Source organism: Citrobacter sp. 50677481, assembly GCF_001463265.1.
GTDB classification, from domain to species: Bacteria; Pseudomonadota; Gammaproteobacteria; order Enterobacterales; family Enterobacteriaceae; genus Citrobacter_A; species Citrobacter_A sedlakii.
This window is the reverse complement of record NZ_LNHZ01000061.1, coordinates 150,245-166,096: the sequence shown is the minus strand read 5'-3', so window position 1 is coordinate 166,096 and position 15,852 is coordinate 150,245. Positions and strand designations below refer to the sequence as shown.

Genomic DNA, 15,852 nt, shown 5'->3' with positions numbered 1-15,852 from the left:
GCCTTTGGGTAGAGGCCTGTTTAAGCAGGCCCGGTGACGCTTCGCATACCGGGCCTGGCGAAAGACAATAAGTGAGCAACCTGCATGTCTAAATCAGTACAGAGTAACAGTGCGGTGCTGGTGCACTTCACTTTAAAGCTCGACGATGGCTCCACCGCTGAGTCAACCCGTAACAACGGAAAGCCAGCGCTTTTTCGCCTGGGTGACGGCTCTCTGTCTGAAGGACTGGAGCAGCATCTTCTTGGCCTGAAGGCGGGCGATAAAACCACCTTTTCTCTGGAGCCGGATGCCGCGTTTGGCGTACCGACCCCTGACCTGATCCAGTATTTCTCTCGTCGTGAATTTATGGACGCGGGCGAACCTGAGATTGGGGCCATCATGCTCTTTACCGCAATGGACGGCAGTGAAATGCCTGGCGTGATCCGCGAGATCAACGGCGACTCGATCACCGTGGATTTCAACCATCCGCTGGCCGGGCATACCGTTCATTTTGATATTGAAGTGCTGGAAGTCGAACCGGCACTGGAGGCGTAAAATGCAGATCCTGTTGGCCAACCCGCGCGGTTTTTGCGCAGGTGTAGACCGCGCTATCAGCATTGTTGAAAACGCGCTGGCAATCTACGGCGCGCCCATTTATGTTCGTCACGAAGTGGTGCATAACCGCTACGTGGTCGACAGCCTGCGTGAACGTGGGGCGATCTTTATTGAACAGATCAGCGAAGTGCCGGACGGCGCGATTCTGATTTTTTCTGCCCACGGGGTATCTCAGGCGGTACGCAACGAAGCCAAAAGCCGCGATCTGACCGTTTTTGACGCCACCTGTCCGCTGGTCACTAAGGTTCATATGGAAGTGGCGCGCGCCAGCCGCCGCGGTGAAGAGTCGATCCTGATTGGTCACGCGGGGCACCCGGAAGTGGAAGGGACGATGGGGCAGTACAGCAACCCGGAAGGGGGCATGTACCTGGTCGAGTCGCCGGATGATGTCTGGACGCTTGACGTTAAAAACGAAGGCAAACTCTCCTTCATGACCCAGACCACGCTGTCCGTCGACGATACCTCGGACGTGATAGACGCGCTGCGCCAGCGTTTCCCGAAAATCGTCGGTCCTCGCAAGGACGACATTTGTTACGCCACCACCAACCGTCAGGAAGCGGTGCGCGCCCTGGCGGAGCAGGCGGATGTGGTGCTGGTGGTCGGGTCGAAAAACTCCTCTAACTCCAACCGACTGGCTGAACTGGCGCAGCGGATGGGAAAAATGGCGTTTTTGATCGACGATGCCGCCGACATCCAGGAAGCCTGGGTGAAAGACGCGGAATGCGTGGGTGTCACTGCTGGCGCATCGGCGCCGGATATACTGGTGCAAAACGTCATCGCCCGCCTGCAGGAGCTTGGCGGCGGGGAGGCAGTCCCGCTTGAAGGCCGCGAAGAGAATATTGTCTTCGAGGTGCCGAAAGAGTTGCGCATCGACGCGCAGGAAATCAAATAACCTCTCTCGTGCTGACAGACGTGATAATGCCGGGTTTGTTACCCGGCATTTTTTCGCCGCATACTGGCAAGTTAATCGATTAATCTGCTACTCTGACGATGTTGTTCTCCTCGGGCCGGAGACACATATGAACCTTTCTTTTAGCCAGCCGCCGCGGCTGGAATGGACTACCGGCGATTTATCCGGTGGTCCGCTATTGCGTAAGTCAACGTGCATTCAGGATCTCACTGGGATATTCAGCGATGAGCGTGCCCGCCAGTCACTGGCCGGGGAACGCATTGTGTATGAGGTTGAGATGCTGAACACGTCTCCCGCCGACGGCGAGCTTTATACCGGGATAACCCACCTTTATCCCGGTCGTGTCGGTCACGAATATTTTATGACCCGCGGTCATTTTCATGCCCATCGCGAACAAGGTGAGGTCTATTTTGGGCTACGCGGCGTCGGGTTGTTGCTGCTGCAAAATGAACAGGGCGAAGTACGTCTGGAAAAGGTCTTTACCGGCTCGGTCCATATCATCGCAGGTTATACCGCACACCGATTGATCAACACCGGAGACGAGGTACTCTCAGCGCTGGCCGTATGGCCGACGCTGGCGGGGCATGATTATCAGGCGCTGGCAAAAGGCTTCAATGTCCGGGTGTTTGAAGAGAACCAGCAACCGCTGGCGAGGAGGGTGCAGAATGGCTGAACCTTCATCACGTTTTGGGCTGGATATGGCGGTGCATCATCACCCGCTTGGGTTTAGCTATGGCGAGGAAGTAACCGGACCCATGCCGGAAATTCGTCGGCTCGAACATATTCGAGCCTCTCTGCGCGACCCGCACTGTTGCGGGCCGGAGGATGTTTACGCTATCGCAATGGATGTCGCGCGGATGCAGGATCGTGACGAGCTGAAAAAACGGATGCTGCTGTTTGGCGTGGTGACCTACGCGGCAGGGCGATTGGGTGAGGAGCCGATTCGAAGTCAGGGGCATGTTCATCGGATCAGCCAGCACAGCGGCTGGTCGCCGCCGGAGCTCTATGAGATCTGGCAGGGAAAAGCGATCGTTTATATGCAAGAGTATGTCGATGACGATCCAGGCCGCTGCTTCGCGGTGATCGCCGGACCGGGCGAGAAAGTACTGGTGCCGCCAGGCTGGGGTCATGCCACGATCTCCGCCGATCCTGATACGCCACTCACTTTTGGCGCCTGGTGTGACCGTGAATATGGCTTTGAATATGAGGCAGTCAGGGCACATAAAGGGTTGGCATGGTACCCGCTGCTACAGGGAAAAAACGTCGTCTGGCAGCATAATCCGCGCTATATCGCTGGCCGGTTACAGGTTGTGACGCCCCGGCACTATACGGAGTTTGGGCTTAGCTCCGCGCCAATCTATCAGCAGTTTATTGACGAACCGGCGCGCTTCCAGTTTATTTCCCGTCCGGATAAAGTCGCCGAGCTTTGGACGCAGTTTCATCCATAAAAAACCGGGGCATCGCCCCGGCCATTCGTTTTGCGTTGACGCTCTTTATGCCATCACGCGGATTTAACCCGCAAACAGGCCCGTTGCGACTCCCAGCGCCGCCAGCACCAGAAGCAGTATCATCGCTTTTACCGGCGAGACGCCGCGCTTCGCCATCAAATACCAGGTGCCAAGCACCACGACCAGCGGCAGGAGCTGAGGGAAGATGCCATCCAGCATCTGTTGAACATGAATATTTACGCCATCCTGCGTGATAAATTCCAGCCCGGTGCCTAACTTCACGTAGCTTGCCGCAACGCCGCCCATGACAAACACGCCCAGTAACGACAACGCTTCGCGTAGGCGGGTAGATTTACTGCTCACCAGCATCTCAACCGAACCAGAACCCATTTTGTAACCTTTCAAAAACAGGAACCAGGAGCCGGGAATGATGATCGCCAGCCAGGCGACGGTATAAAAAAGCGGCCCCAGTATATTTCCCCCTGCGGCGAGCGCCATGCCGATACTCAACAGAATGGGGATCAACATCCCTGGGATCATGGAATCGCCAATACCGGCAATTGGGCCCATCAGGCCGACTTTTAGGGTGTTAATGGTCTCGCCGTCAATGGGTTCGCCGTTAGCTTTTTTCTCTTCCAGCCCCAGCGCCATGCCGTTTACGATAGCGCCAATCTGCGGTTCGGTGTTGTAGAACGAGGCGTGGCGTCGCAGCATTTCGGTACGCTGCGCGGCATCCGGATAGAGCTTTTTCGCGACCGGCAGCATGCTCAGACAAAAGCCAAACGACTCCAGACGTTCAAAGCTCATTGAGGAGAGGTTGTGCATCATCCATGCTCGCCAGCAGCGCCGGAGATCTTTACGGGTCAGGGAACGTTCTTCCATCAGAATTCATCCTCATCATCTGTCGCGGCGGACGCCGCATTAGCCGCCTGCGGCGCTTCCGGCTTGTAGTTATAGTGAATCAACGCCAGCAGCGAACCGACGATCACCAGCGCGACCATGTTCAGTTTTAAGAAAACGATGCAGACAAAACCCACGAGGAAATAGATCAACATGGTGTAGTTTTTAATGATCTGCTTGAGGAGGATGGCGATCCCCACGGCGGGCAGAATGCCGCCCAGTACGTTCATCGTTGACAGCACGACGCCAGGTAAGCTGTCCATAAAGCCGCTGATATACTGTGCGCCGAAGTAAACGGCAATAAAGGTCGGAACGAAACGTAAAATAAAATTTGTCACCTGTGGCCAAATGGCGCTGTTCAGGTAGATGCCGCGCTCGTCGCCGCGCTCCAGCGCCACGTCGGCCCGATGGTTCCAGAAAGAGTTAAGCACCATCATCGCATTAAACAGGATGGTTCCGGCGATACCGATCGTTGCCGCCAGCGCGACCGCCACTTCAGGGCCTTTTCCGGACAGGATCCCAAGGGCAATCGCCGGGTAAGCCACAAAGTTAAGATCGGCGGGCATGGAGCCGCCGGGCGTCACCATGGCGATGTACACGGCCTGAACCGCAACGCCAATGATGATGCCGGTTTTCATATCGCCGAGGATGATCCCCACCAGCATACCGGAAATCAGCGGGCGGGTGATCAGATACCAGCCGCCCGTCAGCCCAAGAAGCCAGGGGCTACTGAGGGCGCCGAGATAGCACAGAATACCGATTAACGTCGCTTCGAAAATCATCGTCCCCTCCTTATTTCAGCTTCTGGCGTGCGTCCTGCCAGCTGTAGAAACCGGCATCCGGCACCAGGCGGAACTCCACCTGATGTCCGCGCTGCGTCAGCCAGTCAAACGCGGCGATTTCGTCTGGATTGACCGACTGGTTAGGACCGATGGTGGTGGTGCCGGCGCGGGCGCTCATCGGGCCGACGTTGATTTTGCCATTGCTGTTCTGCAGGCTGATGCCTGCCTCTTCGAGGCGCTTTAACGTGACGGGCGATTTGCCAATCACGAAATAACGCTTCTCACTGGCGATAACCTTTGGCAACTTCTCAATCGCGGTCGCCGTATCAAATAACCAGACTTTAGTGTCCTGAACCGCGCCTTTCATGACTGATGAGAGCAGAGGATCGGCCGCAACGGCGTCGTCGATCGCGACAATGCCGTCACAGGGCAGCTCTCTGGCCCAACGTGTCACGAGCTGCCCATGGATAACGCGGTCATCAATACGTACAAAAGAAATACTCATGGTGGTTTCCTTTAAAAATCATCTGACTGAACGGTTAAAACCGGGGCGGCTTTAATCAACGTCGGTACGGTTAACGCCAGCAGCTCGGCTGCGGCGGCATGCACGTCCGTTAAGTGGCAGATCTCTTCGCTTTGCAGCAGCATAGGAAAATTAACGCCTGCGACAACGGCGACAGGCGGTAAGGTCCGGGCAGAGAATGCATGCTGGCAGGCGACATTCCAGGGCGTGCCGCTTTGCATATCGCACAGTACCAGCACGCCATCCGCGTTTTGCCCGGCATCGGCCAGGGCTTTCGCAAAGCTCTCTTTAAATCCTTCAATCCCGGCCTGGTCGCTCAGCGTAACGGTGTGGACGTGCGGTAATTCGCCGTAAACCATACGGCCACTGGCGAGGAGCGCTTCTGCCAGCGGTCCGTGGGTGGCGACAAGAATGTTGATCATACGGTTATCCTCTTACCCAGGCTTTGATGGTGGCGAATGGCCGGTCGACACTGTTGCCAGACGGCGTAATCCGGTATTCGCCTACGGCCGCCGGAATGATAAATGTCTCAGCGTAGCGAACGGTAAATGGGGCGAACGCACCGCTGGGGCTGTCGACAATCGCCTCTGCCCCTTCCACCAGATTCAGAACGTTAACGCCACCCTGGGTGTGATGGATTACCGGCGCGCTAAACCAGTGGCGACGCGTTTCGATAAACTCTCGCTCATGCATGCCGGTGCGTTCTTCTCTCCAGCCTTCCCCTTGCGCAATGGGTTCAATGCGGTTAACCAGATTGTCGTAGACCCACTGCGTATCCCGCTGCCAGTCAATAACGCGCTCGCCGTGTTCAAGATGCACAGGCCGGGGCAAACCGTCTAAACCTAAGCGTCCCCAGTCCCACAGTTTGAAGGTGAAGATATACGGCGTCGCACTGATTTCCAGCACCATGGTGCCCGCGCCGGAACAGTGAACGGTGCCTGCCGGGATGAGAAAGTGATCGTGCTGGCGGGCTGGGATCTGATTTACGAAACGCGCATCGTCGAACGTTTTTTCTCCACGTTCCGCGGCGCGCAGGTCGTCCAGCATCGCCTGCGGCTCAATGCCCGTTTGGGTGCCCAGATACACCACCGCGCCGGGCTGTGCGGCGAGAATGTAATAACTTTCATCCTGGGTATAGTGCATCCCGAACTGCTGCTGGATATATTCCGTCAGCGGGTGAACCTGAAAGCTGAGATTCTGCCCGTCGATGGTGTCGAGAAAATCAAAACGAATCGGAAATTCCGCGCCGAAGCGGGCATGGACCTTCTCACCGAGAAGGGGACGCGGGTAAAGCAAAACTAAATCCTGAGAGGGGATCTCGATCCGTACGGCGCCAAAACGCAGTAACAGGCTGTTTTCCTCGGGCACGCAATCAAAACACCACGCGTAATTGGGTGCCGCAGGATCGAGATCAAACTGCTGCTTCATCCACTGACCGCCCCAGACGCCGGGGTCAAAGAAAGGAACAACGCGAAACGGCTGGGTGGTGGTCTGCTGCAGGCCAGCGCGTAGCGCATCGCCGCTGACCATGGCAGGCGCGTTTTCAACGGTGGAATCAAGCAAAAAGTCGGCGCGCTTGAGCAGTGGCGTTTTGTGTCTGTCAAAGACACGCCATTCAATGAAAAAAGCACGTTTGTAGCGACGGAGAATATCCTCGTCCGGATTTTCCGCCCCCCAGTTGCTCAGCCCGTGATGGCGCATACGCTGCTGGATTTCCCAGCGAGGGAGATCGGCATAGACGAGGATATCGCCGGGATGCGCCAGCGCTGCGCCGGGACCATATACGACGACCAGGCCCTCTTCTACCGAGGCGATGCGCTGGCGAATCTGATTGAGTTTGTCAGGATCAAAAAACTCAACAAGCTGATGGCAGGAAAGAACGCCGAACACCCGGTCATCGGTCAGGTTGCGGGCCAGAAGATCGTGTAATGCCTCTTTTCCGAGGCGGGCAGATTCGATATTCACCACCAACGCGGCATTTAAGGTGGCCAGAAGCCGTTGTTCCAGCTCATCTGAGCGCACGCCCGGATAGCAATCCACGACCAGCACGCGTTTTGTCAAACCTGAAACCCTGGTGTTGAGCACAGAAGCAATAGAATCCCAGCCTTGCCAGGCCTGGGTGTCATAACCCTGAACGACAACCTCAGGGAATTTATTATAGGTAGTCTGCATGTTGAGTCTCCGTAATCGCTGGATTAAGATTAATCGATTAACCTTAAATTCAAAGCGTGGTTAACGCGATTAACCCGCCATAATCAGAAACAAACCGGGATCATGCGCCGTCCGTGTGATGAGTATCACAGGCCAGAGGCGCCAGATTGGGGTTATTCGATTAACTGGCGTTTCACAAGGAGAAATCATGACAACAGTCACGTTAGCGCAGGTCGCGAAGCGCGCAGGGGTGTCGACGGCGACCGTTTCGATGGTACTGCGCAACCGGGGGCGTATTTCGCAGGCCACGCGTGAGCGAGTGCTGAAAGCGCTGGACGAGTCTGGCTATGTTTACAATCAAACGGCCGCGAATCTACGCAACCGGAGTAGCAACCAGGTAGGGTTGTTGCTGCATGACATCACCAACCCGTTCTACGGCGAGATGACCGCCGGGCTGAGCCATGAGATGGAACGGCATGACTTGCTGCTGTTTCTGGCGAACAGTGAAGAATCCGGCGAGCGGCAGCAAAAATTTGTGGATTCCCTGATGCGAAACAACGCCTGCGGCATGGTGCTTTGCGCAGCGCGGGAAACGCCAGTCTCGTTTTTTGCCGCGCTGAAAAGACGCAATATCCCCGCCATAATGGTGGTCCGCCCGCTCAGCGATCCTGATTTTGACTTTGTGGGCACCGATAACTTCCTCGGTACTCAGATGGCGACGACGCATTTACTCAGGTTGGGGCATAAGAATATCGCTTTTATCGGCGGTAGCCCAAGCTCTGGCAGTCGGGCGCAGCGAATGGGGGGATTCACCAGTACGTTGATGGAGTGGGGGATCTCACCGAATCCAGACTGGATCGTCGCCGCCGAAGCCAGTCAGATCGACGGCGCCAGAGTGGCGGAATCATTACTTACCCGCTATCCGCAGATCACCGCCGCTGTCTGTTATCAGGATATCGTTGCGCTAGGGGTTATGCAGGCGCTGCGTAAAATGGGACGGGAACCGGGGAACGATTTTGCGCTGGTGGGATTTGACGATATCACCGAAGCGGCGCTGGTGCAGCCCGCGTTGACAACCGTTTCGGTTGCGGCAAAAGAGATTGGTCGCAAAGCGGGTGAGCTGTTGTACAGCCGCATCCAGGGGAACGATGAGCCGCCGAAACGAATCATTCTGCCGCCCGCGCTGGTGATCAGAGAGTCATGCGGTTTTCGCTGAGTATCATGCCTTTTACTGATACTCCCTCCTGTTTATCATAAAATTCTAATTATCGGCGATTTCAGATGGCGGCTTTGTCTCGGGCTGGTTAATCTGAAAACGATTTACATCATTTTAACGTAAGAGAATAACTATGCATGATGCACAGGTCCGCGTCGCGATAGCGGGCGCGGGGGGCCGTATGGGCCGCCAGCTGATTCAGGCGGCCCTTGAAATGGAAGGCGTTGCGCTTGGTGCGGCGCTGGAGCGCGAAGGATCGTCATTGCTGGGCGCCGATGCCGGTGAGCTGGCGGGCGTCGGCAAAACGGGAGTGACTGTACAATGCAGCCTCGAGGCGGTAACCGACGATTTTGATGTTTTCATCGACTTTACGCGCCCGGAAGGCACGTTGAATCATCTGGCATTTTGTCGTCAACACGGCAAAGGCATGGTCATTGGCACCACCGGTTTTGATGACGCAGGCAAACAGGCGATTCGTGAGGCGGCAGCTGACATCGGCATTGTCTTCGCGGCAAATTTCAGCGTTGGGGTAAACGTCATGCTGAAGCTGCTGGAGAAGGCGGCAAAAGTCATGGGCGATTATACCGATATCGAAATTATTGAAGCGCACCATCGCCATAAGGTTGACGCGCCGTCCGGCACCGCGCTGGCGATGGGCGAGGCAATAGCGCATGCACTGGATAAAGATCTGAAAGCGTGCGCCGTGTACAGCCGTGAAGGTTACACCGGCGAGCGTGTGCCGGGTACCATTGGCTTTGCTACCGTGCGTGCGGGCGACATTGTTGGTGAACACACTGCGATGTTTGCCGATATTGGCGAGCGTATCGAAATTACCCATAAGGCCTCCAGCCGTATGACCTTTGCCAACGGCGCGGTAAGATCGGCGCTTTGGGTCAGTACAAAGCAAAACGGTATTTTTGATATGCGAGATGTCCTGAATTTACACAGTTTGTGATGTGTTATTACCCTTCGTGATGTGGTTATTGTAATCTTAATGTGTTGATTACATAGGGCAATATTTTATTGCCCTTTTATTTTAGCGTCTTTCCATTAAATTTTTCTTGTAATGCCTGAAATTCTACTTTTTGTTATCAAATATTGTGGCTGAAATGTAAATTTTGACCAGATGGTCCACTTTTTTCTGCGCTACCGCCATTTTTTATATTCTTCTTGCTGCGCAAGCGTTTTCTCAACCAGGTTAGTTGCTCTTTTTGCCCGTTAATCCGTCCTTTTTACCTCCAGGTTGCAAAAGAATATAAAAAATACTGCCTTTAAGTTGACTTTTAGCTGCCTTATCTCCAGAATGCCGCCGTTTGCCAGAAATTCAAGGTAAGCAAATTTGCATTGATTCATCGCGTATAAATGAATTAGTATGCAAATAAAGTGAGTGAATATTCTCTGGAGGGTGTTTTGATTAAGTCAGCGCTATTGGTTCTGGAAGACGGAACCCAGTTTCACGGTCGGGCCATAGGGGCAACAGGTTCGGCGGTTGGGGAAGTCGTTTTCAATACTTCAATGACCGGTTATCAAGAAATCCTCACTGATCCTTCCTATTCCCGCCAAATTGTTACTCTTACTTATCCCCATATCGGCAATGTCGGCACCAATGCTGCTGATGAAGAATCTTCTCAGGTTCATGCGCAAGGCCTCGTCATTCGTGACCTGCCGCTGATCGCCAGCAACTTCCGCAACACCGAAGACCTCTCGTCTTACCTGAAACGCCATAACATCGTGGCGATTGCTGATATCGATACTCGTAAGCTGACGCGTCTGTTACGTGAAAAGGGCGCGCAAAACGGCTGCATCATCGCGGGCGATAATCCGGATGCGCAGCTGGCGCTGGAAAAAGCGAAAGCCTTCCCGGGCCTGAACGGGATGGATTTGGCGAAAGAAGTGACCACGGCGGAAGCGTATAGCTGGACCCAGGGAAGCTGGACGCTGGCAAATGACCTGCCGGAAGCAAAACAACAAGACGAACTGCCGTTCCACGTGGTCGCCTATGACTTTGGCGCCAAGCGCAATATCCTGCGCATGCTGGTGGACAGAGGCTGCCGCCTGACGGTGGTGCCCGCGAAAACCTCAGCGGAAGATGTTCTGAAAATGAACCCGGACGGCATCTTCCTTTCAAATGGCCCTGGCGACCCGGCGCCGTGTGACTATGCTATCGACGCAATCCAGACATTCCTCGAAACCGATGTGCCGGTATTCGGTATCTGCCTCGGTCATCAGCTCCTGGCGCTGGCGAGCGGCGCGAAGACCGTGAAGATGAAATTCGGTCACCACGGCGGCAACCACCCGGTAAAAGATATCGACAACAATACCGTAATGATTACGGCGCAGAATCACGGCTTTGCCGTCGATGAAGCTACGCTGCCGGCGAACCTGCGCGTAACCCATAAGTCCCTTTTCGACCATACCCTGCAAGGTATTCATCGCACCGATAAGCCAGCGTTTAGTTTCCAGGGGCACCCGGAAGCCAGCCCAGGTCCGCACGACGCCGCGCCGTTGTTCGACCACTTTATCGAGTTAATTGAGCAGTACCGTCAGTCCGCGAAATAATCAGGAGTTAAGAGAGCCATGCCAAAACGTACAGACATAAAAAGTATCCTGATTCTGGGCGCGGGTCCGATTGTTATCGGTCAGGCGTGCGAGTTTGACTACTCCGGCGCGCAGGCGTGTAAAGCCCTGCGTGAAGAGGGTTACCGCGTTATCCTGGTCAACTCTAACCCGGCGACCATCATGACCGACCCGGAAATGGCCGATGCGACCTACATCGAGCCGATTCACTGGGAAGTCGTGCGTAAAATCATCGAAAAAGAGCGTCCGGACGCGGTGCTGCCGACGATGGGCGGCCAGACGGCGCTGAACTGCGCGCTGGAGCTGGAGCGTCAGGGCGTGCTGGAAGAGTTCGGCGTGACCATGATTGGCGCAACCGCCGACGCGATCGATAAAGCCGAAGACCGTCGCCGTTTCGACATCGCGATGAAAAAAATCGGTCTCGACACCGCGCGTTCCGGTATCGCCCATAACATGGAAGAAGCGCTGGCGGTGGCCGCCGACGTCGGTTATCCGTGCATCATCCGTCCGTCCTTTACTATGGGCGGCACCGGCGGCGGTATCGCCTACAACCGCGAAGAGTTTGAAGAAATCTGTACGCGCGGTCTGGATCTTTCCCCTACCAACGAGCTGCTGATTGATGAATCGCTGATCGGCTGGAAAGAGTATGAGATGGAAGTGGTGCGTGATAAAAACGACAACTGCATCATCGTCTGCTCCATCGAAAACTTCGACGCGATGGGTATCCACACCGGCGACTCGATCACCGTTGCGCCTGCCCAGACGCTGACCGACAAAGAATACCAAATCATGCGTAACGCCTCGATGGCTGTGCTGCGTGAAATCGGCGTTGAAACCGGCGGTTCTAACGTTCAGTTCGCGGTGAACCCGAAGAATGGTCGCCTGATTGTCATTGAGATGAACCCGCGCGTGTCGCGTTCGTCGGCGCTGGCCTCTAAAGCCACCGGCTTCCCGATTGCGAAAGTGGCGGCGAAACTGGCGGTGGGCTACACCCTTGACGAACTGATGAACGACATCACCGGTGGGCGTACCCCGGCCTCGTTCGAGCCGTCTATCGACTACGTGGTGACTAAAATCCCACGCTTTAACTTTGAAAAATTTGCTGGCAGCAATGACCGCCTGACTACCCAGATGAAGTCGGTGGGCGAAGTGATGGCGATTGGCCGCACCCAGCAGGAATCGATGCAGAAAGCGCTGCGCGGGCTGGAAGTGGGCGCGACCGGCTTCGACCCGAAAGTCAGTCTCGACGATCCGGAAGCGCTGACCAAAATTCGCCGCGAGCTGAAAGACGCTGGCGCGGATCGTATCTGGTATATCGCTGACGCGTTCCGTGCGGGACTTTCCGTAGACGGCGTCTTCAACTTGACCAACATCGACCGCTGGTTCCTGGTGCAAATTGAAGAGCTGGTCCGTCTGGAAGAAAAAGTCGCGGAGCTGGGCATCAATGGCCTGACCGCCGACTTCCTGCGCCAGCTTAAGCGCAAAGGCTTCGCTGATGCGCGTCTGGCGAAACTGGCGGGCGTACGCGAAGCGGAAATCCGCAAGCTGCGCGACCAGTACGACCTGCACCCGGTCTACAAGCGCGTGGATACCTGCGCGGCGGAATTCGCCACCGACACCGCCTACATGTACTCCACCTATGAAGACGAATGTGAAGCGAACCCGTCCGTCGACCGCGACAAGATTATGGTGCTGGGCGGCGGTCCAAACCGTATCGGCCAGGGCATTGAGTTCGACTACTGCTGCGTACACGCCTCGCTGGCGCTGCGCGAAGACGGTTACGAGACCATCATGGTCAACTGTAACCCGGAAACGGTCTCCACCGACTACGACACCTCCGACCGCCTGTACTTTGAGCCGGTTACCCTGGAAGACGTGCTGGAAATCGTGCGTATCGAAAAACCGAAAGGGGTTATCGTCCAGTACGGCGGCCAGACTCCGCTGAAGCTGGCGCGCGCGCTGGAAGCCGCGGGCGTACCGGTTATCGGCACCAGCCCGGACGCCATCGACCGGGCGGAAGACCGTGAACGCTTCCAGCATGCGGTTGACCGTCTGAAGCTGAAACAGCCGGCGAACGCGACTGTCACCGCCATTGAACAAGCGGTAGAAAAAGCGAAAGAGATCGGCTATCCGCTGGTGGTGCGTCCTTCTTACGTACTTGGCGGACGGGCGATGGAAATCGTCTATGACGAAGCGGATCTGCGTCGTTACTTCCAGACCGCGGTCAGCGTCTCCAACGACGCGCCGGTGCTGCTTGACCGCTTCCTCGACGATGCGGTTGAAGTGGATGTGGATGCGATTTGCGATGGTGAAAGGGTGCTGATTGGCGGCATCATGGAGCACATTGAGCAGGCAGGCGTTCACTCCGGCGATTCCGCCTGTTCGCTGCCAGCCTACACCCTGAGCCAGGAAATACAGGACGTGATGCGCCAGCAGGTGCAGAAGCTGGCCTTCGAGTTGCAGGTTCGCGGTCTGATGAACGTCCAGTTTGCGGTGAAAGACAACGAAGTCTACCTGATTGAAGTGAACCCGCGTGCCGCGCGTACCGTACCGTTCGTCTCCAAAGCCACCGGCGTACCGCTGGCGAAAGTGGCGGCGCGCGTGATGGTGGGCAAATCGCTGGCCGAGCAGGGGGTGACAGAAGAGATTATTCCGCCTTACTACTCGGTGAAAGAGGTGGTGCTGCCGTTCAACAAATTCCCTGGCGTTGACCCGCTGTTAGGGCCGGAAATGCGCTCTACCGGAGAAGTGATGGGGGTGGGGCGCACCTTTGCGGAAGCGTTCGCCAAGGCGCAGTTGGGCAGTAACTCCACGATGAAAAAACAAGGCCGTGCGCTGCTCTCCGTTCGCGAAGGCGATAAAGAACGCGTGGTAGACCTTGCCGCGAAGCTGCTGAAGCAGGGCTTTGAGCTGGATGCGACTCACGGTACGGCGATCGTACTGGGTGAAGCCGGTATTAATCCGCGTCTGGTAAACAAAGTGCATGAAGGCCGTCCTCACATTCAGGACCGTATCAAGAATGGCGAGTACACCTACATCATTAACACCACCGCCGGGCGTCGCGCGATTGAAGATTCCCGCGTTATTCGCCGCAGCGCGTTGCAGTACAAGGTGCATTACGACACCACCCTGAACGGCGGTTTCGCCACCGCGATGGCGCTTAATGCTGACGCCACGGAGAAAGTGATCTCCGTACAGGAAATGCACGCGCAAATTAAAAAATAACCGACCCTGATGTTCCACGGTCTTAAAAACGGTTCCGGAAACGGAGCCGTTTTTTTATGCAATCAGTCGTTTCCTGGCGAAATATACTGCAATAGCAGAAATGTGAATGTAACAAGCAAGATTTGGATCACACTCATGACCCGGCAAGTTGCATACTATCCCTTATATCCACAATTTTAATAGGGTCTTGTCGGGAATATGATGGACAGGACGCAACACGATTTTTAATTTGTGAAATGGTGTGCTTATGTGTGAAGAGTATGTTGAAAAACCACTTTATTTGATGATTGCCGACTGGGTCATGGCGGAAAAGCGTTGGGTCAGCGCAAAAGAGATTGCAAAGCAGTTTAATATGGATCACTGCAAAGCAATTAATACCGTCTCTTATATTCTCGCGGAAGTGGGGGAAATTCATTGTGAGACTAAGACCATCCCTAACCAACTGGAAGGACGGGGCTGTCAGTGCCAGCGTCTGGTGCGGGTAACCCATATCGCGCCGCAGCTTTACGCGCGTTTGGGACAGCGCGCGCAGGAAAAGGTGGCCAGCAGAGCGCCCCGGATCCCGGCGGTTCCACCGTCAGAACTGAACCGTGAGCAGAAATGGCAGATGATGCTGTCAAAGAGTTTGCGGCGGTAAGGCGGAGATCCGCCGTATCGAATGGCGGTATAAACGACGTATCCGGCCTGGGGATGGCGAACATCGCAGGCCGGATAAATGCTGTGCCATCAGGCGTTAACGGCCTTTCCATACCGGGGCGCGTTTTTCCGCAAATGCCTGCGGCCCTTCAAGGGCATCCTCTGAATGCAGGACCGACGGATAGTGCTTCAGCACGCCGCTGCGGATAAAACGATACCCTTCCTCGACCGGCATTTCACTGGTGGTCCGAGAGATCTCCTTCAGCGCGGCAATGGCCAGCGGCGCGCTGTTGACCAGTTCTTGCGCCAGTTCGCGCGCGCTGTCCATCAGTTCCTGCTGGCTGACCACGCGGTTGACGATCCCCCAGCGCAGCGCTTCCGCGGCATCCATTCGTCTGCCGGTCATTACCATTTCATTCACGATGGCCGGGGGTAACCGTTTTGGCAGACGCAACACGCCGCCGCTGTCTGGCACAATGCCCAGTTTCGCTTCCGGCAGCGCAAAGCTGGCGTTTTCGGCGCAGACGATAAAATCCGCCGCCAGCGCCAGTTCGAAACCACCGCCAAAGGCATAGCCGTTCACGGCGGCAATCACCGGTTTATCGAGATCAAAGCATTCCGTTAGTCCGGCAAAACCGCCGGGGCCAAAGTCGGCGTCCGGCGCTTCACCTTCTGCGGCGGCTTTTAAGTCCCAGCCTGCGGAAAAGAATTTCTCCCCCGCGCCGGTGACGATCGCGACGCGCAGTTCGGGATCGTCACGAAATTGCAGAAAAGCCTCCCCCATCTGAAAGCTGGTTTTGGCATCGATCGCATTGGCTTTAGGTCGATCCAGAATGATTTCCAGAACAGGTCCGTTACGGGTCAAACGTAAAGATTCACTCATGGTTCAT

General features: G+C 55.7%; 15 protein-coding genes. 9 read left to right on the top strand and 6 right to left on the bottom strand.

All coding sequences use genetic code 11. From position 1 onward, the window contains the following. Positions 1–84: 84 nt before the first annotated feature. The 4 genes from fkpB (at position 85) to APU02_RS17300 (ending at position 2,952) form a co-directional block, all read left to right on the top strand. Positions 85–534, top strand: coding sequence for an FKBP-type peptidyl-prolyl cis-trans isomerase (gene fkpB, locus APU02_RS17315; RefSeq protein WP_042290212.1), 450 nt, complete (start codon positions 85–87; stop codon positions 532–534). Between the two features lies 1 nt (position 535). Beyond that, a complete protein-coding gene (gene ispH / locus APU02_RS17310; protein WP_042290209.1) occupies positions 536–1,486 on the top strand; it encodes a 4-hydroxy-3-methylbut-2-enyl diphosphate reductase in 951 nt (316 codons plus the stop codon). Positions 1,487–1,613: 127 nt separating this feature from the next. After that, entirely contained in the window at positions 1,614–2,177 is a 564-nt protein-coding gene (locus APU02_RS17305; RefSeq protein ID WP_060570762.1) for a glucose-6-phosphate isomerase family protein, read from the top strand. Then, positions 2,170–2,952 carry a glucose-6-phosphate isomerase family protein gene (locus tag APU02_RS17300; RefSeq protein WP_042290204.1) on the top strand — a complete coding sequence of 261 codons (783 nt, stop codon included), beginning with the start codon at positions 2,170–2,172 and terminating at the stop codon, positions 2,950–2,952. The genes APU02_RS17305 and APU02_RS17300 overlap by 8 nt, the downstream gene beginning before the upstream one ends. A gap of 63 nt (positions 2,953–3,015) precedes the next feature. On the opposite strand, the gene APU02_RS17295 is transcribed toward APU02_RS17300, so the two are convergent. From APU02_RS17295 to APU02_RS17275, 5 genes are read right to left on the bottom strand one after another with little or no spacing between them, the layout of a single operon-like run. Then, on the bottom strand, positions 3,016–3,834 hold the full coding sequence (locus APU02_RS17295; protein WP_042290202.1) for a PTS system mannose/fructose/sorbose family transporter subunit IID: 819 nt from the start codon (positions 3,832–3,834) through the stop codon (positions 3,016–3,018). Further along, positions 3,834–4,634, bottom strand: coding sequence for a PTS sugar transporter subunit IIC (locus tag APU02_RS17290; protein WP_042290199.1), 801 nt, complete (start codon positions 4,632–4,634; stop codon positions 3,834–3,836). Before APU02_RS17290 ends, APU02_RS17295 begins: the two co-directional genes overlap by 1 nt. Before the next feature lie 10 nt (positions 4,635–4,644). After that, on the bottom strand, positions 4,645–5,139 hold the full coding sequence (locus APU02_RS17285; protein ID WP_042290197.1) for a PTS sugar transporter subunit IIB: 495 nt from the start codon (positions 5,137–5,139) through the stop codon (positions 4,645–4,647). An 11-nt stretch (positions 5,140–5,150) separates the two neighbouring features. Next, a complete protein-coding gene (locus APU02_RS17280; RefSeq protein WP_042290195.1) occupies positions 5,151–5,579 on the bottom strand; it encodes a PTS sugar transporter subunit IIA in 429 nt (142 codons plus the stop codon). Between the two features lie 4 nt (positions 5,580–5,583). Then, on the bottom strand, positions 5,584–7,329 hold the full coding sequence (locus tag APU02_RS17275) for a class I mannose-6-phosphate isomerase (protein ID WP_060570761.1): 1,746 nt from the start codon (positions 7,327–7,329) through the stop codon (positions 5,584–5,586). A 187-nt stretch (positions 7,330–7,516) separates the two neighbouring features. Here APU02_RS17275 and APU02_RS17270 point away from each other — a divergent pair, with 187 nt between their 5' ends. The 5 genes from APU02_RS17270 to caiF all read left to right on the top strand — a co-directional run bounded on the left by APU02_RS17270 (position 7,517) and on the right by caiF (position 14,963). Beyond that, complete coding sequence (locus APU02_RS17270; RefSeq protein ID WP_042290191.1) at positions 7,517–8,524, top strand: LacI family DNA-binding transcriptional regulator; 1,008 nt, start codon at positions 7,517–7,519, stop codon at positions 8,522–8,524. A 133-nt stretch (positions 8,525–8,657) separates the two neighbouring features. Next, on the top strand, positions 8,658–9,479 hold the full coding sequence (gene dapB, locus APU02_RS17265; protein WP_060570760.1) for a 4-hydroxy-tetrahydrodipicolinate reductase: 822 nt from the start codon (positions 8,658–8,660) through the stop codon (positions 9,477–9,479). A gap of 455 nt (positions 9,480–9,934) precedes the next feature. Further along, a complete protein-coding gene (carA, locus tag APU02_RS17260; protein WP_060570759.1) occupies positions 9,935–11,083 on the top strand; it encodes a glutamine-hydrolyzing carbamoyl-phosphate synthase small subunit in 1,149 nt (382 codons plus the stop codon). A gap of 18 nt (positions 11,084–11,101) precedes the next feature. Next, positions 11,102–14,326, top strand: coding sequence for a carbamoyl-phosphate synthase large subunit (gene carB, locus APU02_RS17255; RefSeq protein WP_042290184.1), 3,225 nt, complete (start codon positions 11,102–11,104; stop codon positions 14,324–14,326). Positions 14,327–14,573: 247 nt separating this feature from the next. Continuing rightward, positions 14,574–14,963 (top strand): carnitine metabolism transcriptional regulator CaiF, encoded by a 390-nt coding sequence (caiF, locus tag APU02_RS17250; protein WP_042290179.1) that lies wholly within the window; start codon positions 14,574–14,576, stop codon positions 14,961–14,963. Positions 14,964–15,059: 96 nt separating this feature from the next. Here the strand turns inward: caiF and caiD are convergent, their stop codons facing one another. Continuing rightward, positions 15,060–15,845 carry a crotonobetainyl-CoA hydratase gene (gene caiD / locus APU02_RS17245; protein WP_042290176.1) on the bottom strand — a complete coding sequence of 262 codons (786 nt, stop codon included), beginning with the start codon at positions 15,843–15,845 and terminating at the stop codon, positions 15,060–15,062. Positions 15,846–15,852: the final 7 nt, after the last annotated feature.